This window comes from Spirillospora sp. NPDC048911 (assembly GCF_043198015.1).
GTDB lineage: Bacteria > Actinomycetota > Actinomycetes > Streptosporangiales > Streptosporangiaceae > Spirillospora.
On the sequence record NZ_JBICUD010000001.1, the window covers coordinates 612166 to 632573 of the forward strand.

Annotated in this window: 18 protein-coding genes; 5 read left to right on the forward strand and 13 right to left on the reverse strand. The window is 70.2% G+C overall.

The window, feature by feature from the left end; all coding sequences use genetic code 11:
- Nucleotides 1–62: 62 nt before the first annotated feature.
- The 4 genes from ACGFNU_RS02890 to ACGFNU_RS02905 form a co-directional block, all read right to left on the reverse strand.
- Complete coding sequence (locus tag ACGFNU_RS02890; protein WP_392589592.1) at nt 63–488, reverse strand: hypothetical protein; 426 nt, start codon at nt 486–488, stop codon at nt 63–65.
- Nucleotides 489–547: 59 nt separating this feature from the next.
- Nucleotides 548–1471, reverse strand: a complete 924-nt coding sequence (gene pheA, locus ACGFNU_RS02895; protein ID WP_392589593.1) for a prephenate dehydratase — start codon at nt 1469–1471, stop codon at nt 548–550.
- A gap of 78 nt (nt 1472–1549) precedes the next feature.
- Nucleotides 1550–2005 (reverse strand): DUF4446 family protein, encoded by a 456-nt coding sequence (locus tag ACGFNU_RS02900; RefSeq protein ID WP_392590980.1) that lies wholly within the window; start codon nt 2003–2005, stop codon nt 1550–1552.
- Nucleotides 2005–3411 (reverse strand): glycosyltransferase 87 family protein, encoded by a 1407-nt coding sequence (locus tag ACGFNU_RS02905; protein ID WP_392589595.1) that lies wholly within the window; start codon nt 3409–3411, stop codon nt 2005–2007. Before ACGFNU_RS02905 ends, ACGFNU_RS02900 begins: the two co-directional genes overlap by 1 nt.
- Before the next feature lie 368 nt (nt 3412–3779).
- On the opposite strand from ACGFNU_RS02905, the gene ACGFNU_RS02910 reads away from it, so the two are divergent.
- Nucleotides 3780–5873 (forward strand): hypothetical protein, encoded by a 2094-nt coding sequence (locus ACGFNU_RS02910; RefSeq protein ID WP_392589596.1) that lies wholly within the window; start codon nt 3780–3782, stop codon nt 5871–5873.
- Here the strand turns inward: ACGFNU_RS02910 and ACGFNU_RS02915 are convergent.
- The 3 genes from ACGFNU_RS02915 to ACGFNU_RS02925 form a co-directional block, all read right to left on the reverse strand.
- Nucleotides 5755–7590, reverse strand: coding sequence for a hypothetical protein (locus ACGFNU_RS02915; RefSeq protein WP_392589598.1), 1836 nt, complete (start codon nt 7588–7590; stop codon nt 5755–5757). The genes ACGFNU_RS02910 and ACGFNU_RS02915 overlap by 119 nt on opposite strands.
- Nucleotides 7587–8318, reverse strand: coding sequence for a glycosyltransferase family 2 protein (locus ACGFNU_RS02920; RefSeq protein WP_392589600.1), 732 nt, complete (start codon nt 8316–8318; stop codon nt 7587–7589). Before ACGFNU_RS02920 ends, ACGFNU_RS02915 begins: the two co-directional genes overlap by 4 nt.
- A gap of 78 nt (nt 8319–8396) precedes the next feature.
- On the reverse strand, nt 8397–8732 hold the full coding sequence (locus ACGFNU_RS02925; RefSeq protein ID WP_392589601.1) for an STAS domain-containing protein: 336 nt from the start codon (nt 8730–8732) through the stop codon (nt 8397–8399).
- A gap of 322 nt (nt 8733–9054) precedes the next feature.
- Between ACGFNU_RS02925 and ACGFNU_RS02930 the strand changes: the two genes are divergently transcribed.
- The gene (locus tag ACGFNU_RS02930; RefSeq protein ID WP_392589603.1) at nt 9055–9426 is read left to right on the forward strand and encodes a hypothetical protein; all 372 of its coding nucleotides are present in this window, start codon (nt 9055–9057) and stop codon (nt 9424–9426) included.
- 534 nt (nt 9427–9960) lie between these two features.
- Here the strand turns inward: ACGFNU_RS02930 and ACGFNU_RS02935 are convergent.
- The 3 genes from ACGFNU_RS02935 to ACGFNU_RS02945 all read right to left on the reverse strand — a co-directional run bounded on the left by ACGFNU_RS02935 (nt 9961) and on the right by ACGFNU_RS02945 (nt 14354).
- A complete protein-coding gene (locus ACGFNU_RS02935) occupies nt 9961–11403 on the reverse strand; it encodes an FG-GAP-like repeat-containing protein (RefSeq protein ID WP_392589605.1) in 1443 nt (480 codons plus the stop codon).
- 1113 nt (nt 11404–12516) lie between these two features.
- Nucleotides 12517–13635, reverse strand: coding sequence for a sensor histidine kinase (locus ACGFNU_RS02940; RefSeq protein ID WP_392589606.1), 1119 nt, complete (start codon nt 13633–13635; stop codon nt 12517–12519).
- A complete protein-coding gene (locus ACGFNU_RS02945) occupies nt 13632–14354 on the reverse strand; it encodes a response regulator (RefSeq protein ID WP_392590982.1) in 723 nt (240 codons plus the stop codon). Before ACGFNU_RS02945 ends, ACGFNU_RS02940 begins: the two co-directional genes overlap by 4 nt.
- 117 nt (nt 14355–14471) lie before the next feature.
- Here ACGFNU_RS02945 and ACGFNU_RS02950 point away from each other — a divergent pair, with 117 nt between their 5' ends.
- From ACGFNU_RS02950 to ACGFNU_RS02960, 3 genes are all read left to right on the forward strand, one after another.
- Nucleotides 14472–15245, forward strand: coding sequence for a hypothetical protein (locus tag ACGFNU_RS02950; protein ID WP_392589608.1), 774 nt, complete (start codon nt 14472–14474; stop codon nt 15243–15245).
- Nucleotides 15246–15310: 65 nt separating this feature from the next.
- Entirely contained in the window at nt 15311–15481 is a 171-nt protein-coding gene (locus ACGFNU_RS02955; RefSeq protein ID WP_392589609.1) for a hypothetical protein, read from the forward strand.
- 122 nt (nt 15482–15603) lie between these two features.
- Nucleotides 15604–17166 (forward strand): long-chain-fatty-acid--CoA ligase, encoded by a 1563-nt coding sequence (locus ACGFNU_RS02960; protein WP_392589611.1) that lies wholly within the window; start codon nt 15604–15606, stop codon nt 17164–17166.
- Nucleotides 17167–17576: 410 nt separating this feature from the next.
- Here ACGFNU_RS02960 and ACGFNU_RS02965 read toward each other — a convergent pair whose 3' ends face one another.
- From ACGFNU_RS02965 to ACGFNU_RS02975, 3 genes are all read right to left on the reverse strand, one after another.
- Nucleotides 17577–18479 carry an endonuclease/exonuclease/phosphatase family protein gene (locus tag ACGFNU_RS02965; RefSeq protein WP_392589612.1) on the reverse strand — a complete coding sequence of 301 codons (903 nt, stop codon included), beginning with the start codon at nt 18477–18479 and terminating at the stop codon, nt 17577–17579.
- A gap of 339 nt (nt 18480–18818) precedes the next feature.
- Nucleotides 18819–20003, reverse strand: a complete 1185-nt coding sequence (gene tuf, locus ACGFNU_RS02970; RefSeq protein WP_392589614.1) for an elongation factor Tu — start codon at nt 20001–20003, stop codon at nt 18819–18821.
- Between the two features lie 180 nt (nt 20004–20183).
- Nucleotides 20184–20336 carry a hypothetical protein gene (locus tag ACGFNU_RS02975; RefSeq protein WP_392589616.1) on the reverse strand — a complete coding sequence of 51 codons (153 nt, stop codon included), beginning with the start codon at nt 20334–20336 and terminating at the stop codon, nt 20184–20186.
- Nucleotides 20337–20408 lie beyond the last annotated feature (72 nt).

Consider the following 20408-nt stretch of genomic DNA (forward strand, 5'->3'; position numbering starts at 1 on the left):
GGTTAGGCCCGATCACAGGTTTACGTTCCGGATGGTCGAAATGATCACGAAATGATCACTGGTCAGCGGACGTCGACGTGGTCGGTGGGGCTCCAGGCGCCGAGGTAGGCGGAGTTGCCCTTGTAGGTGGCCAGCCACGTGCCGTCCCGGGATGCCTTGAGCAGTTCCACCCTCTCTTTGCTCTTCCACCACCTGTCACGCGGGGTGCCCGAGGACAAGGGGAAGGTATCGATGGAGGTGACGGGCTCGGTGGCCCCGGCCGGCGTCATCCAGACCTTGACCTGGGTCACGTCATGACCGGAAGTGACATGGACAAGGAGGTGGTCGGACCAGTTGGCGCCGCTGTGGTCCCGGATCACCGCGTGAATGGCCAGGTCCTCAGCGGAGGCGGACGCCGGCGGGGCGGCGACGGCTACGGTCGCCGTGATCAGGGCGATGAGAACGGCGAAGAGCCTCCGCAACGGGACCTCCATGCTCGTGAGCGGCACGAAGATGACGTTGGGACGCTATGCCCGGTTTACCGTCCAAATGATCACGAGGTGATCGCTTAGGGTTCGGGGTGGCCTTGGCGGACGGCGGTGAGCCAGGCGGCGGCTTCGGTGAAGTCGGTGTCGTGGGTGCCGCGGCGGATCTCGGGGCGGACCTGGTCGGCGCGGGAGTAGGAGCCGAGGAAGCGGACGTCGGCGACGACGCGGCGGAGGCCCATCAGGGCCTCGCCCACGCGGGCGTCCTGGACGTGGCCCTCGAAGTCCATCCAGAACAGGTAGGAGCCCAGGCCGGCGCCGGTGGGGCGGGACTGGATGAGGGTCAGGTTGATGCCGCGCATCGCGAACTCGTTGAGGATCTCCAGCAGGGCGCCGGGGTGGTCTTCGCCGATGAAGGCGGCGACGGTGGTGCGGTCGGTGCCGGTGGGGGCGGGCGGCGCGCACGGGCGGCGGAGCTCGACGAAGCGGGTGACGGCGTCGGCGACATCGTGGATGTCTTCGGCGAGGATCTCCAGGCCGTAGCGGGCGGCGGCGAACGAGCCGGCGAGGGCGGCGTCGTAGTGGCCGTCGGCGACGTGCTGGGCGGCCTCGGCGTTGGACGTGGCGGCGCGCCACTCGGCGTCGGGGATGTGCTCGGCCAGCCAGCGGCGGCACTGCGGCTGGGCGTGCGGGTGGGAGGCGACCGTCTTGACGTCGCCGAAGCCCGTGCCTGGCCGGACGAGGAGGGCGAACGAGACCGGCAGGTGGATCTCGGAGACGATCTGCAGGGGGTCGCCCATGGCCAGCTCGTCGAGGGTGGTCGGGACCGAGCCCTCGACGGAGTTCTCCAAGGCCACGACCGCCGCGTCGACGTCGTCGCGGCGGAGCGCGTCCAGAGCGGCGGGCACGGTGGAGTAGGGGAGGTGCTCGGCGCCCGCGGCGTCCGGGAGGGACCGCAGCGCCGCCTCCGTGAAGGTGCCCTGGGGTCCGAGGTACGCGTATCGCATGAACGTCTACTCCTCCGCCCGTGCGGCCGCACGGCGGGTCTGAGGCGGGGAACGAGTCGAGATGAACGAGTGTACGCGTCAGGTCTGCGCGGACGTCGTGCGATTGCCGCCGAAGTCGGGCAACGGGTCGTCCATCGTGACCACCGGGCCCTTGCCGAGCCGGGCGGCGCGCAGGGCCTGGTCCTCCTCGGGGGAGAGCGTCTCGATCGCGTGGCCGTCCCGGACGACCTTGGCGTAGGTGCGCGTCTCGGTCCGGCCGTTGATCGAGCTGACCACGATGCCGTCACCGGCGGCGTTGATCAGGGCGAGCGAGAACGACCGGTGCCCCGACATCTCCTTGAGGGCGTCGTAGTGCACGATGGCGAGATCGCGCAGCGCCTGGTTGTCCACCGCGCCGCTCGCGACCTTCAACTGCCGCCGGAGCGCTTCGGCGCACTCCTCGACGACCTGGTTCACCCTGTTATGGGCCACCACCGCGATGGACAGACCGGCCACCCCGGCAACCAAACCGGCGACGGCCACCGCGACAAGCATCACGGGGCGAGCGTACCGACAGGAGGCTCCGAACGCGAAGGATCCGGCCGATCCTTGGCCGCAACCAGCCGATTCACCAGCCAGATCCCGAGAATCATGATCATTGCCACGGCCGCCAGACCGAAGGCGTCCTGGACGATCCGGCCGAAGAAACGTGTGATCAGACGATGCTCCCTGCCCGACATCGCGGCGCCGTACCAGGGGAGCGGGAAGAGGAAGAAGATCCAGACGGCCGCGGTGACCAGACATCTTCGCGCGTCCCGCCCGTCCCCGAGCAAAGCCGCGAGTACCACGATCATCCAGACGAGATGGTGCATCCAGCCGACAGGGGACAGCAGGACCGACAGCAGGCCGGTGATCCCGATGCCCGTGAGCAGCAGGCTGTAGGCCGCGGGACCTGCGGCCGGGTCGGCGGCCCGCGTCAGATCCGTGCCCTTGAACGGCCGCAAGGCCCCGGCCGTGCCGAGACCGCCGGCGGCGGCGAGGTCGTCGGCGGCGAGAGCGGCGCGCCGGGCGAACTTGAACCCCACGTACGCCGTGCCCAGCAGGAGGACGAGCCAGAGCAGCGACCGGACGGGCCCCTCCGGGACGATCCGCGCGATCATCCCGTTGAGCGCCTGGTTGGTGGTGGCGGTGATCGAACCGGTCCGTTCCCCGCCCTCCAGCAGCGCCCCGAACCAGTAGTCGACCGAGTCGGCCGGCAGCAGCGCGAACGCGCCGACGGTGGCGACGACGGCCGTCAGCACCGCGTTGCGCAGCGCCTCCCAGCGACCGGTGATCAGGAAGTAGATCAGGAAGACGCCGGGCACGAGCTTGATCGCGATGGCGAGGCCGACGAGCATGCCGCGCGGCCAGCGGGCGGAACGCGCGGCGCAGTCGGCCAGGCACAGCGCCAGCAGGAAGAAGCCGACCTGCCCGAACCGCATCTGGTCGTACGAGGGCCACATCCACGCGGCCGCCCCAACGAGCGCGCCCACCGCGACCGGCGTCCAGCGGCCGGCGCGCCGGATCAGGTCGCGGAACGCGTAACAGATGACGATCGTCAACGCCGCGTACATGAGGACCGTCCACAACCCCTGGGCGGCTCGCCAGGGCAGCAGCGTGAACGGCACGGCCAGCAGGGCCGCGAACGGCGGGTACGTGAACGGCAGCAACTGCGGCGGCTGCGTGAGCACATCGTAGAGCGGCGCGCCGCGCAGGACCGCGGCCCCTCCGTCCCGGTAGACCTCCAGGTCGACCATGCGCTGGTCGGGCGGATTGGTCAGCCAGTGCACGGCGATCGGGGTGATCGCCGCCACCGCGACGGCGACCCCGATCAGCAGGATCGCGAGATCCGCCGGGCCGCCCCGCCGTCGAGATGCCCGGGGCGGTGGGGCCTCCCCGCGGACACCGATGCCTGCACGCATGTTCCCATCCTGGCGCAACTTGCCAACTCCCTGAGACAGCAGCCCACTACCCTTGACGCATGGCGAAACGGGGGGCGGAAATCGGCATGTACAGAGCCTCCGTGGTCAGGTGCATGATCGCACTGGCCGCGCTGCTAGCTGCCGCACCTGCTGCCGCTGCCGCACCTGCCGCCGCCTCCGCCACCGCTGGCACCACCACACCGGCTGGCGCCGCCGCTGGCACCACCAGCGCCTCCCCACCTGTTGCTGCCGCCTTCGTTGCACCTGCCGCTGGCAGCGCCGCCACCTCCATACCTGCTGCCGCTACCTCCGCCGCACCAGCCGCCGCCTCAGGGGCGGCGGGCGGTTCTAAGGCGCCGGCGCCCACCGTGATCATCGGGGTTCCGGGGCTGCGGTGGAACGACGTCACCGAGAGCGGCACTCCGGCGCTCTGGGGCTTGACCGGCAAGGGCGGCGCGGGCGCGCTCAGTGTCCGCACGACCCGTCCCAACACGTGCCCGATGGACGGTTGGCTGACGCTGTCCGCGGGGCAGCGGGCCAGGCTGGCGAACGCCGACTGCGCCCTCCCCTCCGTTCCCGTCGTCGCCCCCCAGACCTCCGGCGGCGTGGCGCCGCCCGCGGGCGGGGCCCTCGCGCCCGGCTGGCCGTCGATCAAGGACGACAACGCGAACAGCACGTACCACGCCAAGGTCGGGCTCCTCGGCGACGCCGTCCACCAGGGCGGCCAGTGCACCACCGCGATCGGCCCGGGCGCGGTGTTCGGGCTGGCCGACGGCTCCGGCAAGGTCGATCACTACGTGGCCTCCGTCGACAAGGCCGCCGCCGCCGACTGGACGAAATGCACCCTCACCGCCGTGGACGTGGACGACGTCTTCCGCGTCTTCATGTCGGCGGGGGTCGACTCCCAGGGCGTCCAGGTTCCGGTGCCGGCCGGCAAGCGCAACGCGGCCGCCGCCTCCGCCGACCGGCAGATCGCCAAGGTCCTCGCCGCGCTCCCGGCGAACGCCACGGTGCTGGTCGCCGGGCTCGCCGACGTGGGGGTCAAGGCGCATCTGCGGGTCGCCATCGCCAGCGGCCCCGCGTACGGCCCGGGCGTCCTCACCTCGCCCTCCACCCGCCAGACCGCCCTGGTCACGCTGACCGACCTCACCACGACCACGCTGGATCTCCTCGCGCTCCCCGAGCCCCAGGACGCCGTCGGGTCGGTCTGGAAGAACAAGCCCAGCAAGGACACCGCCGCCGAGAAGATCGATGCGCTCACCGAGCAGGACGTCGCGGCGCAGGCGATCCGCAACGTGCAGGGCTCCTACTTCTCGGTGCTGGGCGGCACACAACTCGTCGTGTTCGGGCTCGCGGCGCTGGCGCTGCGGCGTCAGCGGCAACGGCAGACGCCCGGCACCCGGCTCAAGATCCTGGGCGGCACCAGAATCATGGCGCTGTTCGGCGGGTCGGTGCCGTGCGCCTCGTTCCTCGCCGGGCTCGTCCCGTGGTGGAAGGTGAGCCATCCATCCCCCGTCCTCGTCCTGACCGTGCTCGCGTTCAGCGGCCTGCTGACGGCGCTCGCGCTGGCCGGGCCGTGGCGGCGGTCGGTGACGGCCCCCAGCCTGGTGATCGCCGGGGTGACCGCGCTGGTCCTGATGCTGGACGTGATGACCGGGTCGCGGCTGCAGATGGACACTCTGATGGGCTACACCGCCACCGTCGCGGGACGCTTCTACGGCTTCGGCAACCAGGCGTTCTCGCTGTTCGCGGTGGCGTCCGTCCTGTCGGCGGCCTGGCTGGCGGAGTGCCCGCTGCGCGCCGGACGCAGGCTCGCCGCGGTCGCCCTCGTCGCGGTGATCGGCGCGGCGGCGATCGCGGTCGACGGCCTGCCCGCCTGGGGCGCCGACTTCGGCGGCGTGCTGGCGATGGTTCCCGCGTTCGCGATCCTCGGCCTGATGATCTCGGGCCGCCGGGTGTCGGCGCTCAAGGTGGGGCTGTTCGGCCTGGCCGGGGCGGCGCTGGTGCTGCTGATCTCGTACGTGAACGCGCAGAGCGCCAACCCGACGCATCTCGGGCGGTTCTGGCAGGACCTTGCAAACGGGGACGCCTGGGACATCGTCGCCCGCAAGTTCACGTCCATGCTCGGCAGCCTCGAACGCCTGCCCTACACGATCGCCGTGGCGATCGCGGTCGGCTTCCTCTTCTTCGTGCTCATCCGGCCGACGAGCCGCCAGGCCTCGCTGATGGAACGGGCGTACGCGCGCAGCCGGACCATGCGCCCGGCGCTGATCTGCTCGCTGACCGTCGGCGTGATCGGCACGCTGGTGAACGACTCCGGCGTGGTGATCATCTCGGTCGCGTTCAGCCTCGCGATTCCGCTGATGCTCGCGGCGACCGTCCGGGCGCTCGAACTGGACTCCCAGACCGCCGGCACTCCCGAATCAGAACGATCAGAACCCCGGTCAGCACCAGCGGGATGACCACCGGCCGCACCACGCTGAACAGCCACGACAGCCCGTCCGGCAACCCGATCAGCTTGGGGTCGCGGGCGGGAAGATAGGCCAGGCTGAGCGCGCCGGTGTGCGCCAGCAGGATCCAGTCGAACCGCGACCACGGCAGGAACGCGAGCACCGCCCAGCCGAACCCGTCGTACCAGGGCAGCTCGTAGGGCGCGGCGAACAACCACGCCAGCACGAGCGCGGCCGCGATCCGCCTGCTCTCGTCCGCCCCACCGTCCCGCGGAAGAGCACGAGCCAGCAGCCAGACCAGAACGACCGCCAGGACGAAGAAGCCGATCTTGATGATCGTGCGCTGGCCGCCCTTGCCCAGCAGCGTGTCCACGAGGTGCCAGGGGGTGGCGAAGGAGACCATGTTGCTGGCCTTCTCAAGCTGGTCGAACGCGTGCGACCCGGCCAGCATGAACGAGACCAGCGCCACACCCCCAGCCGCCCCGAACAACGCCACCACCCGAAGCAACGCCCCAAGATCGCCACCACTCCCCCCACCACGCGCCACACCACTGTCCCCCGCGCGCGCAGCACCGCCGCCCCCCGCCGGACCGTCGTCCACCACGTCGCCGTCCGCCGCACTGGCGTCCGCCAGATCACCGCCTGCCGCACCACTACGCCACCGCAAACCAGCACGCCCCTCCGCACCACCGCGTGCCGCACCGCCGTCCCACGCACTGCCGTCTGTCCCGCCACCGCCCGCCGCACCGCCGTCCGCAACGTCGCCGTCCGCCACACCACGACGCCCCGCACCGCCACGTCCCAGAAGACCGCCGCGTCCCAGAAGACCGCCGCGCGTCGGTGCGGCGCGGCGGGCCAGGACCCAGGCAGGTCCGCCGCCCACCAGGGCGGCGGGGAGCTTGATCGCAGCCCCGGCTCCCACGAGGGCACCGGTGGCGAGCACGCGCAGCACGCCTGCCGCACCCCCGCGGCGACGGCGGGCCGAGAAGAGAGCCACCGCGGCCACCATGGGCGCGATCGCCAGGACGTCGTTGTGCGCGCCCGCGACCAGGTGGAAGAGGAGCAGCGGGTTGCAGGTCCACAGGAGGACGCCGCGCAGCCGCCCCTGCGGCCCCGCGGCGCTCCGGTAGAGGATCAAGGTCGTGATCACGAACGCCAGCGCGTTGGTCACCGACAACACGAACACGGTCAGCCGCATCGACCCGCCGCCGATCCAGGCCGCGAACGCCTCCTGCGCGGTGGCGATCGGCCCGTACACCGACGGGGTCGTCCGCCACTCCTCCACCGCCCCGATCACCGGGTCGCCGGGCAGGTCGACCGCCCGCGTCGTGTACGGATCGTGCCCGGTGGCCGCCATCCGCCCGTACGCGGCGTAGTTGAGGTGATCACCGGAGCCGATGGGCGGCGTGAGGGTGAACGCCGCGGTCACCAGCAGCCCCGCGATGAGCAGCGGGAACGGCCGGGGCCGCCAGCCACCCCGGACGGCGGCGAAGCAGAGCCCCGGCCCCGCGACCCCCGCCGCGATGCCCGCCACCACCAGGCCGATCACCAGGTAGGGCGAAGGGTGGACGTCGAGCGCGTACGGAGGTTGCCCCGCCTCGCCGGGCAGCGCGGGCTCCATCGCCGACGGGCCCAGCAGCGCGGTGAGCAGGAAGCAGCCGACGCTCACCCCGATGGAGATCAGCCCGGCCGTGCCCAGGCTGCGGGGATCCCGTTCGGCAGGGGTCACGGGCGGCGGCCGAGGAGCCGGCCCACCCGTCCGACCACGGCGGGATCACGGACGGCCAGCGCGCGCGCCACGTCGCGGAACTGCCGCGCGCGGTGCACCTGGGATCGCCAGTCGGTACCGGTGGCGCGGTGCGCGAGCGGCACCTCGACCTCCTGCACCCGGAAGCCCTGGCGCAAAAGATCGATCGTGAGCGCGGTCTCCACGCCGAACCCGGCGGCGAGCGGCCGGCCGGCCTCGAACGCGGCCCGGGTCAGGCAGCGCTGCCCGTTCAGCGGCGCGGTCGCCTCCCAGCCCGTCGCCCGCCGGATGCCGTCGCGCGACAGCCGGATGACGAAGCCGTGCCCGCCCAGCTTGACCGTCGAGGAGAACACCGCGATGGTCATGTCCGCCTCGCCCGCCCGTACCGGCTCGACGAGCGGCGCGGCGTCACGCGCGGTCGCGGCCAGGTCGGCGTCCAGGAAAAGCAGGTGGCGAGGCTGGTCGCGGCCCTCGTCCAGCAGCCGTACGGCCTCGGCGCCGCTCTCCATCGCCGCGCCCTTGCCGCGGTTGCGGCTGTGCCGCACGACCCGGGCCCCCGCCTCCCGGGCGACCTGGCCGGTGCCGTCGGCCGACCCGTCGTCGACCACCACGACCAGGTCGGCACCGGGGAGTTCGAGCGCGGCCTTGACGGTGGCCGCGATCCGTTCCGACTCGTCCTTGGCCGGGATGATCACCGCTACATCCTGCATGGTGGCGATCGTAGCGACGGCATACGACGACCCGCAGGGGATGGGCCCCCCGCGGGTCGTGGATCGATGGGTGAACGGTCAGCCGGCGTCCAGCGCGGGCACCGCGTCGGTCACGGAGAAGACCGTGTCCAGACCGGTGACCTGCAGGATCCGCTTGACGGCGGGACGCGGCGCGGCGAGCTCGAGCGTGCCACCCCGCTCCTTGAGCCGCTTCATGGCCGCGAGCAGCACATTCATACCGGTCGAGTCACAGAACTCGACGCCGCTCAGATCGACCACGATGCGGTCGGCTTGATCGCGTAGCAACCCCGCCAGCGCGGTCTGCAGCCGAGGCGCGGTGTACAGGTCCAGTTCGCCGGTCGCTGTGACGACGGCGTGACCTCCCTGCGACGAAGTCGAGACGTTTAGCTCCACGCTCGGCACACTATCGGGCCGACGGCCACCGAGCCAGAGAGTTTGCCAACTCCCGTAACGCACGATGCCGTCCGGGCAAGAAACACCGCACCATTTCGCGGATTACACGCCTTTTCGTCCCGACTACATCCGTATCGTTCGCCGACGCCCGCATCCGGGTCACGATCCGCCCGAACGACTGACCGCCCGGACAGCTGACCGTCACCGGCGCGCCCTAGTGCGAGATTCCGCCTTCATGATGACGCGGAGTAAGGGAGGCTGAACAGGTGAAACAGCGGCAAGGGCACGCGGCGACCGTCGCACACCGGGGGGTGCGCCGCACATGAAGACCGAACGACGCACCGATCCGCGCGAGATCCGGCTCCGGGAACGCCTGGAGACGATCAGGGTCCGCTCGGAGAAGTCGAATTCGTGGCGCTCGTCCACGCAGTATTTGTCCCGCCTCATCAATAAGACCGGCTTTGTCCCGATCCGTACCAGGCTCTCCCGTGAAGACCTCACTTTTCTGGCCGGCGCCCGCGACGAAGTGATCGCATTCGCCGAACTGGGCGTCCGCCTCCTCGACCTGCACCAGCCGCAGGACGCCGGCGGCATCACCAGCAACCCCGACAGCCCGATCCGCCGCTGCCGAGCCTGCATGTGGCGCTGGCCCTGCCCCACGTTCCGCGCAATAGACGAAGCCGTAGACCGCTGACCCGTCCGGGATCACTCCAACGCCATCCCGCGCAGGCCCCGACACAAGCGCCTACCTCGCCGAGCAGCCCCGCCAGCAATAACTGAGCAAGCCGCAAACGGCCCCGCAGCAGGGCAAGCCGCGAACAACCCCGGCCAGCGGAACCACACGAAAGCAACTGCGACGGAGCAGGCATACGGTCAGCCGGTCACGACGTCGACGACACGCAACTTGGACGAGCAGACAGTCGGTCAGGCACACAGCAGAGCAGGCCCCACACTCAAGCGGACACGCAGACGATCGGGCACCAGGCACGTAGATACAGGCAAACAGTCGGTCGGCGCAGCGGCCTTTGAAGCTGCGCAGCAGACTGAGGGTCTCAACCTGGCCCGCCGTGCCACAGCAGAGGCGCGTGCTTGGCCAACCTCGGCGGCCCGGGGCTGGGCAGCGATCCGGTCGGGCGCGCAGATCTGGAGCGGGCCCGACCACACGATCCGGCCGCCTCTCCACATGCGCGTACAGTGTGCTGACGTGGAGAGGGGCCGAGGTCTGTGGTCAGTCGCCGAGGCGGAGGCCGAGCTGGGCGGTCTTGCCTGCCAGCTTGAACGAGCCAGGACCGAACGCGAACGCCCCAGAGATGGGCACGACTCCGGACGCGCGGCCCTTGATGAGGGTCACCGTCCCCTCGCCACGGTTCTCGGTGGGCGCACCAACGGTGAGGTCCGCGTAGCCGTCACGATTGTGGTCCAGCAGCGAGACCTGTGAGCCGAACGCGTCGTTCGATTCGGATCCGCCGGGCACCCCGCTGGTCGACTGCGAGACCCACTGCGCACCGCCGAGGCCCGTGGCACGCCCGAACAGGACGAGCGCGGCGCCCGCACCACGCGCCGATCCGATCGTGACGCCAGGCGCACCCACAGCGAGGTCGGCCTTCCCATCCTTATTGGCGTCGCCCACAGCCACATCGGCTCCGAACCGGTTGCCGTTGGCACTCGTGCCTGGAACCCCGGCGCTGTCCAGACCGATCGAGTACTGGGCCCCACGTGCGATACCGGCCGCCGACCCCTTGAGCACGGTCACCTGGCCGCCCCTGTGGCCCGCGTCGAAGCGCTGGCCAATCGCGATGTCGGCGTGTCGGTCACCGTCGAAGTCCGCAACGGCCGCGGGTCCGACCTCTACCGGCACGCTCGACTGCACTGTGAGGCTGTTGCTCGTCTTGGGCGCCCAGACACTCACGTCGTTACGGAATTCCGTCGATGCCGGGTCCCGCCAGGTCAGCACAAGCTGCGGGTGCCCCTTTCCTAGGACGTCGCCCGCGTAGACAGCGGCGGTCACGACACGCGGCGCGGCGGCACGAGCACGGCCAGGCAGCGACATCCGGTGGTGAACCGCAGCGGAAGCAGCAGTCGGTTCGAAGCCGTACCAACCAAATCCGTAGGAGGACGTGTAGGCCAGGTCTGCGTAACCGCCCCTGTTGAAATCCCCCACGGCAACCGAAAGACCGGTCCGTTCGTTGCTGACGCTGTCGTTCGCAGGGAGAACGAAGGCTCGCGTAGAGAGACCAGACTTCGTACCCCAGAAGACCACGAGAAGACCGTTGTTCTTCTTGCCCGAGCCATCCTCGTCCGGCGCGCTCACCACCAGGTCCGCGCGTCCGTCACGGTTGAGGTCACCCGAGGCCAGTGCGTGCCCGAAGTGGTCGCCCGCCTCGGCCGCTCCAGGAACCCCGCTCGTGTCCTGCGAGAGGATCTGCCGCTTCTTGAGGTTCAACCCACCGCGCGAGCCGTACGTCACGGTGAGGAATCCGGCTCCCTTGGCCCGCCCGACCTTTCCGTTCGGACTGCCGATCGCGAGGTCCCGGTAGCCGTCGCCATTGAAGTCGTACGGCTTCGCAGGCGCCGCCGCCGACGCGGCCGGACCAAGAACGGCGAGGCCAAGCCCGGCCGATCCCGTGACAGCGGCCGAAACCAGAACCCGTGAGAAGACACGCGTGCGCAAGAAGAGAACCTCCGGGGGAGAACGCGCCTGTTTGGCGCGACGCACAACAGAGACGCACGCCACGTTTTCCTGGTTTACCGCATCGCGGAGATTTTCTTACATCCCCACCTGACTCCCCACCGACCGGTGAAACCACCAGCTGAGCATTCTCGCCCCACATGCAAACGCCCCAAGCCGACCACCACAAACCCGCAGGCGGTGAGGCCCTGCCCTCGTCCACCGGGTCAGCCGCGCAGTGCCTGGTGTGGTCGAGCAGAAACACCCAAGTGGCCGTTCCCCGGCAACACCTGCCCCTTCACACCGCGAGCCGTGGATGACGCGGGACGAAACCGACGCCCCGCTAGGCCCACAGATCGGCCAGATGACCGCCGCCACCAAAGACGTATGGGCACGCCGCCGCACCCGAAACCAGCACCGACCCAAGAAACGCTCAAGGTCACCCTCACACCGACCCGAGAACGCACAGCCGTGCTTCCGATGCGTCACGCCATGTCCCGCTTGCCCACCAGCTACGCAATCCCTCGTCAACAGCCATGCCAATGTTCACGCCAAGGACCGCGAGCCCATCCGACCTCCCCCTTCCCATCCGCAAACATGTTCCAGACCACCGCTGGGGCGCTGACCACAAACCAACAAGTAGATTTGTCGACAAATCGACCTGCCAGCGCTCGCGTGCAACGCACGCTGAGACGCCACGCACGTACGCTCAGCGCGCTGACCAGCGGATTGGCGCCACTGCTCGACATTGGCGACTACGCCACTCCTGTTCCTGGTCGAGTGCTATGCGCGTCGGGTGCCGAGCCATGTCGGCTGGCGTGCCATGTCGGGCGCTGCCCGCGGCAAATGACGCGGCATACCGGCCGCGTCAGGCGGCGGACCGCCTTGGATGGCCGACCGCGTCAGATGCTGGTCCGCGCCAGACGGCAGGCCACGTCAGGCGCGGGCCGCCTCAGTGCTGCGACCATGTCGAGTGCCGAGGCATGTCGGCTCGCGTGTCATGTCGATGCTGCCTGCGGCAGATGGCGGGTCGCGGGTTACCGGCCGTCTCGGGTGGCGGACCGTGTTGGGCGGTGGGCCATGTGAGGCGGTGGGGTGTTGGACTTGGCGGGTGGGTTAGGTCGTTAGGGGGAGGCGGACTACGAAGCGGCAGCCGGGGCCGGCGTTTACTACGCCTATCTCGCCTGCGTGTGCTTCTACGATGCCGCGGGCTATGGCCAGGCCCAGGCCGGCGCCGCCGCCTGGGGTGCGGGCGGTTTCGCCGCGGAAGGCGACGTCGAAGACGCGTGGCAGGTCTTCTTCGGGGATGCCGCCGCATGCGTCGGCCACGGTCACGCGGGCCTCGCCGTCGCGGACTTCGCCGATGACCACGATGGTGCCGTCGCTCGGCGTGTGACGGATGGCGTTCACGACGAGGTTGCGGAGGGCCCGTCCCAGTTCGCCCGCGTCGGCTTCTACGGGCAGGCCTGCTTGGACGTCGCCGTGCAGGATCACTCCCTTGGCCCGGGCTAGCGCCTCGGTGCCGGCGACCGCCTCGGCCACCAGGTCGGCCAGGCCGATCCGGCTCCGCGACAGCCGGAGTGTGCCGGCGTGGATCCGCGATAGTTCGAAGAGGTCGTCGACCATCTCGGCCAGCCGGTCGGCCTCGACGCGGATGCGGCGGTGGTAGCGGCTGACGGTCCCGGGGTCGTCCACCACCTCGTCCTCCAGCGCCTCGGCCATCGCCCGCAGCCCGGCGAGGGGGGAGCGCAGGTCGTGGCTCACCCAGGCGACCAGTTCGCGGCGGCTGGCTTCGAGGGCCTGTTCGCGTGCGTGCGCGGCGGCCAGGCGGGTGTACGCGGCGTCCAGTTCGCGGGAGAGCTCCGCCAGCTCGGCGGGAAGCCGGACGGCGGGGACGGTATAGGGGTCCGACCGCACGGCCTCGACCAGCAGCCGGTTGGCCGAGATGAGACGGCGGCCGAGCAGGACCGAGACCCCGATGGAGACGATCCCGGCGGCGGTCACGACGGCCAGGACCACCGCGAGGTCGTGCTCGTTGATCAGCATCATCAGGGCGATCACGATGATGCCGGAGATCGTCGCGACCACGGTCGACACCCCGACGACGATCAGCTGTGTCGCGACGGAACGGCCGCGCAGGCGGTGCAGGACGCCCAGGCCGACTGCGGCGACGATCGCGGCGGGGAGCGTCGCGTACCAGGCGATCCAGAGCAGATCCTCAAGCGGGATCCTCATTCGGCCTCCGGCTCGTAGCGGTAACCGACCCCCCAGACGGTGACGATCCGCCGCGGCACGGTGGGGTCGTCCTCGATCTTCTCGCGCAGCCGCCGGACGTGCACCGTGACGGTGGAGGAGTCGCCGAACGACCAGCCCCACACCTGCTGGAGCAGGTGGTCCCGGCCGAACGCCTGCCGTGGATGGCGCAGCAGGAACGCGAGCAGGTCGAATTCCCGGGCGGTCAGGGACAGGTGGTCGTCCCCTCGGCGGGCCTCGTGCGCGCTGACGTCCACCACGAGATCGCCGTCCCGCAGCACCTCCGTACCCGCGGGGACGAGGCGGGCGCGCCGCAGCACGGACCGGACGCGCAACGCCAGCTCACGCGGGCTGAACGGCTTGGTCACGTAGTCGTCGGCCCCGGTCTCCAGCCCGACCAGCCGGTCGGTCTCCTCGCCGAGCGCGGTGAGCATGACGACCGGCACGGGCGAGGTCGCGCGGAGCCGGCGGCAGACCTCCAGACCGCCCATGCCGGGCAGCATGAGGTCCAGGACGATCAGGTCGAACGGGTCGCCCTGCGCGCGGCGCAGCGCCTCCAGCCCATCGGCGACGCACTCGACCTGGTGCCCGTCGCGGAGCAGGTAGCGGGCGACGACCTCGGCGACGGTGACATCGTCGTCGACGACCAGGATCCGGCCGGTGGTGTCGGCGGGATTTCGTCCGGGGACGGTCGGTGGCATCACGCTCTTACGTTACGTCTGAGCTGGGCGATTCGTCGTTCCCGTCATCACTCCGTAAGGGTTCGCGGGTCGCGCGGCGATCACCGGCGGGTTTGCCATGGTCGGTTCAATGGCCAGATGTCCCAGTCCAGCTCCCGCCCTGCCCCTTCGCCCGCCGTGCCCATCATCGCCCTGATGGTCGGCGGCGCCCTCGCCACGGGGCTCTCCATCGTGATGACCATCATCGGGGTCTACGAGAGCGCTGTCGCCAGCGCCTTCCGGCACGGTCAGGCCTACTACCTGCTCCAGGCCCTCCTTGTCGGGTCGGTGACCGGTGCCGGTGTGCTCTTCACGCGCGCCCGGCTGCCCGTGATCCCGATCGCCGCCGCCGTGGCCGCCTACGTCGCATTGATCGTCGGCGTCCGGCTGGGGCTCTGGATCTACCTCGTGGGCGTCCAGGGTCATCCGGGCTTCAGCTTCTTCAAGCCGGCCTTCAACGCCGAAGACCTCGTGGCCCCGGTGGCCGCCGCCGCCATCACGGGACTGCGCGTTCTGATGGCGAGCGGCGCGGGGGGTTCGAGGGGTGGACGTCCAGCACCGGCGCCAGGCCCGTGGAACGCTCCCAACCCTGGCGTCGCCCCCTTCCCGGCAGGCCAGCCCTACCCTGGTCAGCCTGCCCCCGGCGGCCACTCCGTCCCTGACGGCCAGCCCGTCCCCGGCGGCTACCCCGTCCCTGGACAGCCCGTCCCCGGGCAGCCTCTCCCGGGGCAACCCGTCCCAGGGCAATCCATCCCGGGGCAGCCCGCCCCAGGGCATCCGGTGTTCGGGCACTCTGGCCCCGGACAGGTGCCGGAATCCGGCTATCCCTACGGGCAGCAGCCACCCGCGGCCCCGGGGCGGCCCCAGGGTTGATCTCAGGGGCGGATCGTCCCGCAGGGTGATGACGGCTCATCCGACCCGCGCGTACGGTGTGGGACATGGGTCGGACAATCCTGACAATCGTTGGTGTAGTGCTCGCCGTATGGCTGCTCATGACGGTCATCGGCGCGATCATTTCGATGCTGAAGCTCTTCTTCTTCATCGGATTCGTCGCCGTACTGGTCGTGCTGGCGGTGACGGTCGTCTCCAAGATGTCCCGCAACCATTGACGACCGTCCGGACGCGGGAAAGCTGAGCGAACGCGCGGGGCCCCTTGCTCCCCGCCCACCGGTCACCGCATGATGCCTGGACAGGCAGCGTAAGCAGGTGGTTTCCGGTGAAAGGGGCCCTCGTGCCAGGCCTTACCGAAGTGCTGCGCGACCGTGCGCGGCAGCAGCCCGACCGTGTCGCCTTCGTCGCGGACGACATAAAGATCACTTACCAGGAGTTCGATCGCCGCGCCGACCGGGCCGCCGCCGCGCTGGCCGCGGCCGGCGTCGGTCAGGGCGACCGGGTCGCCATCCTCGACAAGAACTCGATCGAGTACGTCGAGCAGCTCTTCGGGGCCGCCCGGATCGGCGCCGTCCAGGTACCGGTGAACTATCGCCTCGCGCCCGACGAAGTGGCCTACATCGTCAACAACGCCCAGGCGAAGGTCTTCATCGTCGGCCCGGACTTCCTCCCGGTGCTCGACGCCATCGCCGAGAAGCTCCAGCACACCACCCACGTGGTGGTCGCCGGCGGCTCGGGGCACGCGTACCTCGACTACGCCGCCTGGGTGGGCGCCCATGAGGACGCTCCGTCCATCGACGACGGCGCGATCGAGACCACCAACACGTTCGTCCAGCTCTACTCGTCGGGCACCACGGGGCTGCCCAAGGGCGTGATGCTGAGCCACGGCAACTTCACCGCGGTGTTGCCGCTGACCAACGAGATCTGGGGCGTCGGCGGGGACGACGTGATGATGGTCGCGATGCCGATGTACCACGTGGCGGGCTGCGCGCTCGCCGTGATCGTGATCTTCGACGGCATCACCGGCGTCATCATGCGCGAGCCCGATCCCGTCGGCATCGCCAAGGCGATCGAACGCGACCGCGTCACGCACGTCTTCCTCGTGCCGGTACTGCTGCAGTTCATGCAGCTGATGCCCGAGGTGGCGGAGGCGGACATGTCGAGCCTCAGGCTGCTGCTGTACGGCGCGTCGCCGATCAGCGAGGACGTCCTGCGCGGCGCCATGAAGATGCTGCCGGGCACGGAGTTCATGCAGGTGTACGGCTTGACCGAGACGACCGGGGCGATCGTCACGCTGCCGCCCGAGGACCACGTTCCAGGCGGCCCCAACCCACAGCGCCTGCGCAGCGCGGGGATCCCCAACCCGGGTTGCAACCTGAAGATCGTCGATCCCGCCACGCTGGAGGAGGTGCCACTCGGCCAGGTTGGCGAGATCCTCTGCCAGACCCCGCAGAACATGCAGGGCTACTGGGGCATGCCCGAGGCCACGTCGTCGGCGCTGCTTGAGGACAACTGGTTCCGGACGGGTGACGCCGGTTATCTGGACGAGGACGGCTATCTCTTCATCCACGACCGCGTGAAGGACATGATCATCTCGGGTGGGGAGAACATCTACCCGGCCGAGGTCGAGAACGCCGTGATGAGCCATCCCGCCGTCACCGACTGCGCGGTCATCGGCATCCCGGACACCAAGTGGGGCGAGACGCCGAAGGCGATCGTGGTGCTGTCGGAGGACGTCTCCGAGGAGGACCTCATCGCGTACTGCCGCGAGCGCCTGGCCCACTTCAAGTGCCCGACGTCGATCGAACGCCGCGACGCGATCCCGCGCAACCCGACCGGCAAGATCCTCAAGCGCGAACTCCGCGCCCCGTACTGGGAGGGCCAAGACCGCGCGGTGCACTGACCCATGGGACGCCGGGCGATCCGTTCAGCAAAGATCGCCCGGCCCTCATGCTCCCCCGGACGAGCCGGCGCACCGGATCGTGAGCGCTTCACCTCACATCCCGCGGCCCGTTGCGCCTAACCCGATAAATCGCCCAGCACCGATCAACGGCGACAGGTCGCCGATCAGACGATCACCGATCACCCGCGACGATCAATCGCCTGGGGTAGCGCTCAGCGAGACCGATCGGCGTCCGCCCACCATCTGCCGGCATCCACGGACCTCAGCGTCCACCACCGATCAGCGTTCGCTGACGTCAGCGTTCACGAACGGTCAGCGCCCGCGGACGGTCAGCGCTCACAGGCGATCAGCATCCACCGCCGATCAGCGCTCGCGGACGATCAGCGTGCACGGTGGCCGGTGGCCGGTGATCAGCGGAAGTGGACCACGGCCGCGATGGGACGGTGGTCGGACGTGCGGACGGGCAGGTTGGGGACTTCGCAGGCGATGCCCGCGGTCTTCGTGGCGAAGACGTAGTCGGTCTTCGCGACGGCCAGCCCCTGGGCGTTCTGGTGAGTGCGTTCGCCCGCGCGGGCGCCGCCCGCGGCCTGGTCGCACTCGGCGAACGAACGGTAGAGCACGTCGAGGGCGGGCTGCTTCGGCTGGTCGTTGAAGTCGCCGCCGAAGACCACGCGGCCGGCGCCCGCCAACGAGACGATCTTCTGCGTCTGCTTGCGGCGCCACTCGCCGTTCGGCTCGTCGCTCAGCTGCGCGGTGCAGAGCCGGAGGTTGCCCAGGCTCGCGACGTTCCCGCAGAGAGCCACCTGGCGCCGGGCGCGCGGCGAGGGCAGGTAGACCTTTTCGACACCCGTGATCTCGTGTTCGGTACCCATGCCCACCCCGAGCTGCCCCTGCCCGTTCTTGCAGGTCGCCGGCTTGCCGTTCGTCTGGAGGACGGGCGCGAACTTCCAGCTCCAGGCGTTCGTCCCGGTCTGTTCGGCGATCGCCTTGACGTGCCCGCTGCACACCTCCTGCAAGAACACCGCGTCCGCCTTGACCTTGCGGCCGCTGACCACGTTGTTCTTCATCTGGGTGACGACCGTCTTGACCACTTCGGCGGGCTTGGTTCCGAGCGGGCATCGGGCATCGGTGTCGCCGCAGACGTTCCAGTTGAGGACGTTGACCGCCGTCGTCCGCGTGGCCTGGGCCGCGTCGGCGCGAGGCGGACCGGAGTCGTCCCCTTGCTCGATGGCCGCTCCGGCTCCGGCGGTGACGACCACGACGGCCGCTCCGGCGACGGCAAGCAAAGGGATGAGGGCGCGGGGGGCTCGCACACGGTCTCCATCAATGGATCAAGCGGGGAAGATCACGACGAATCTCACCACATCAACCGGCGCCCGCGCTAGGAAAACGAGACTACCCGCTCCAGACAATTTCACGTTCTGTCGACACCCCGTGACAGACCTGCTGGAACGGGCCAACCGGGCGATCCGCAGCCGAACGCCCGTCCCGACAGTCCATCGCCAGAACGGGCGCGCTCTTCCGCCAACCCCTGCACGCACTACCCCGCCGGGTCCTGTACGCAGTCCCCGGCGGGGCCCGAAGATGCTTCCCCGCCGGGGGCCTGCCCGCGCTGTCCCACCGGGCGCTGCGCGCAGTGCCCGGTGGGACGCCTAGTCGAGCAGGGTCGTCACCGTGCCGGCGCCGACGGTGCGGCCGCCTTCACGGATGGCGAAGCCCAGGCCCTCGGCCATGGCGACCGGCTTGCCCAGCTCGACCGTCATCTCGACGGAGTCGCCGGGCAGCGCCATGCCGCCCTCGCCACCGAGGTCCACCCCGCCGACCACGTCGGTCGTGCGGAAGTGGAACTGCGGCCGGTAGCCGTGGAAGAACGGCTTGCTCCGGCCGCCCTCGTCGGCGGTGAGCACCCGCACCTGGGCACGGAACCGGCTGTGCGGCCGGATCGAGCCGGGCGCGGCGATGACCTGGCCGCGGCGGATCTGGTCCCGCCGGACGCCGCGCAGCAACATCGCCGTGTTGTCGCCGGCCTCGGCGTGGTCCATCGCCTGCCCGAACGTCTCCAGCCCGGTCGCGACCGAGCCGAAGCCGTCACCGAGCCCGACCACCTCGACGGGGTCGCCGACGCGGATCGCGCCCTGGGCCACGACGCCGGTCACGACGGTGCCGCGCCCGGTGATGGTGAGCACGTTCTCCACCGGCATCAGGAACGGCCGGTCGAGGATCCGCGGCGGCACCGGCACGTACGCGTCGATCGCGTCGAGCAGGTCGCCGATCCGGGCGGTCCAGTACGGGTCTCCCTCCAGCGCCCGCAGGCCGGACACGCGGATCACCGGCACCTCGTCGCCGGGGAACCCGTACTCGCCCAGGAGCTCGCGGAGCTCCAGCTCGACGAGGTCGAGGAGCTCGGTGTCCTCGACCATGTCGGCCTTGTTGAGCGCCACCACGATGTGGCGGACGCCCACCTGGTGGGCGAGCACGATGTGCTCCCGGGTCTGCGGCATCGCGCCGTCCTGCGCCGAGACCACCAGCACGGCCCCGTCGATCTGGGCCGCACCCGTGATCATGTTCTTCACGTAGTCGGCGTGGCCCGGCATGTCCACGTGGGCGTAGTGCCGGTCGGCGGTCTCGTACTGGACGTGCGCGATGTTGATGGTGATGCCGCGGTCGCGCTCCTCCGGGGCTCGGTCGATCCCGTCGAACGGCACGGCGGAGGCCAGCCCCTGGTCGGCGAGCACCTTGGTGATCGCGGCGGTGAGGGTGGTCTTGCCGTGGTCGACGTGACCCATCGTGCCGATGTTGAGATGCGGCTTGCTGCGCTCGTAAAGCTGCTTGGCCATGGAACTTCGTCCTCACGTATGGAGTAGGAACGCGAGAACCCTCAGGGCGTACCGCCGCCAGCCATCGCGTGGCGGGCGCTGTGCCACGAGACGCGCGGTGACCGCGTGTCTAGTGGCGGTTGTGCCCGTGAGACCTGACACCCCCCTCCACTGGTTCTCCGGAGGTGGGACGGAGAGGGGTCAGCTTCGCGCGCCGTCGACGGCCGCTGCTGCCGATGCCGGAACGACTGCTGCTGCCGGAACGGCGGCCGATGCCGCCGAAAGGAAGGCAGCCGACACCGCGCTCAGCAGACCGAGGTCTGCGAGCATGCGGGTGCCGGCTGCGAGGAACATGGGTCCGAGGGTACGGTCCGCCCCTCGGACGAGTCGATCGGTTTTCCGTCGAGACGCGGCGTGCCATGGTCG

What these genes read in the sequence shown, in the direction of transcription:
- ACGFNU_RS02950 (WP_392589608.1), top strand. Translation starts at nt 14,472, where the DNA reads ATGTCCCAGTCCAGCTCCCGCCCTGCCCCTTCGCCCGCCGTGCCCATC.
- ACGFNU_RS02900 (WP_392590980.1), bottom strand. Translation starts at nt 2,005, where the DNA reads ATGCTTGTCGCGGTGGCCGTCGCCGGTTTGGTTGCCGGGGTGGCCGGT.
- ACGFNU_RS02930 (WP_392589603.1), top strand. Translation starts at nt 9,055, where the DNA reads ATGAAGACCGAACGACGCACCGATCCGCGCGAGATCCGGCTCCGGGAA.
- ACGFNU_RS02975 (WP_392589616.1), bottom strand. Translation starts at nt 20,336, where the DNA reads ATGTTCCTCGCAGCCGGCACCCGCATGCTCGCAGACCTCGGTCTGCTG.
- ACGFNU_RS02955 (WP_392589609.1), top strand. Translation starts at nt 15,311, where the DNA reads ATGGGTCGGACAATCCTGACAATCGTTGGTGTAGTGCTCGCCGTATGG.
- ACGFNU_RS02920 (WP_392589600.1), bottom strand. Translation starts at nt 8,318, where the DNA reads ATGCAGGATGTAGCGGTGATCATCCCGGCCAAGGACGAGTCGGAACGG.
- pheA (WP_392589593.1), bottom strand. Translation starts at nt 1,471, where the DNA reads ATGCGATACGCGTACCTCGGACCCCAGGGCACCTTCACGGAGGCGGCG.
- ACGFNU_RS02905 (WP_392589595.1), bottom strand. Translation starts at nt 3,411, where the DNA reads ATGCGTGCAGGCATCGGTGTCCGCGGGGAGGCCCCACCGCCCCGGGCA.
- ACGFNU_RS02945 (WP_392590982.1), bottom strand. Translation starts at nt 14,354, where the DNA reads ATGCCACCGACCGTCCCCGGACGAAATCCCGCCGACACCACCGGCCGG.
- tuf (WP_392589614.1), bottom strand. Translation starts at nt 20,003, where the DNA reads ATGGCCAAGCAGCTTTACGAGCGCAGCAAGCCGCATCTCAACATCGGC.
- ACGFNU_RS02940 (WP_392589606.1), bottom strand. Translation starts at nt 13,635, where the DNA reads ATGAGGATCCCGCTTGAGGATCTGCTCTGGATCGCCTGGTACGCGACG.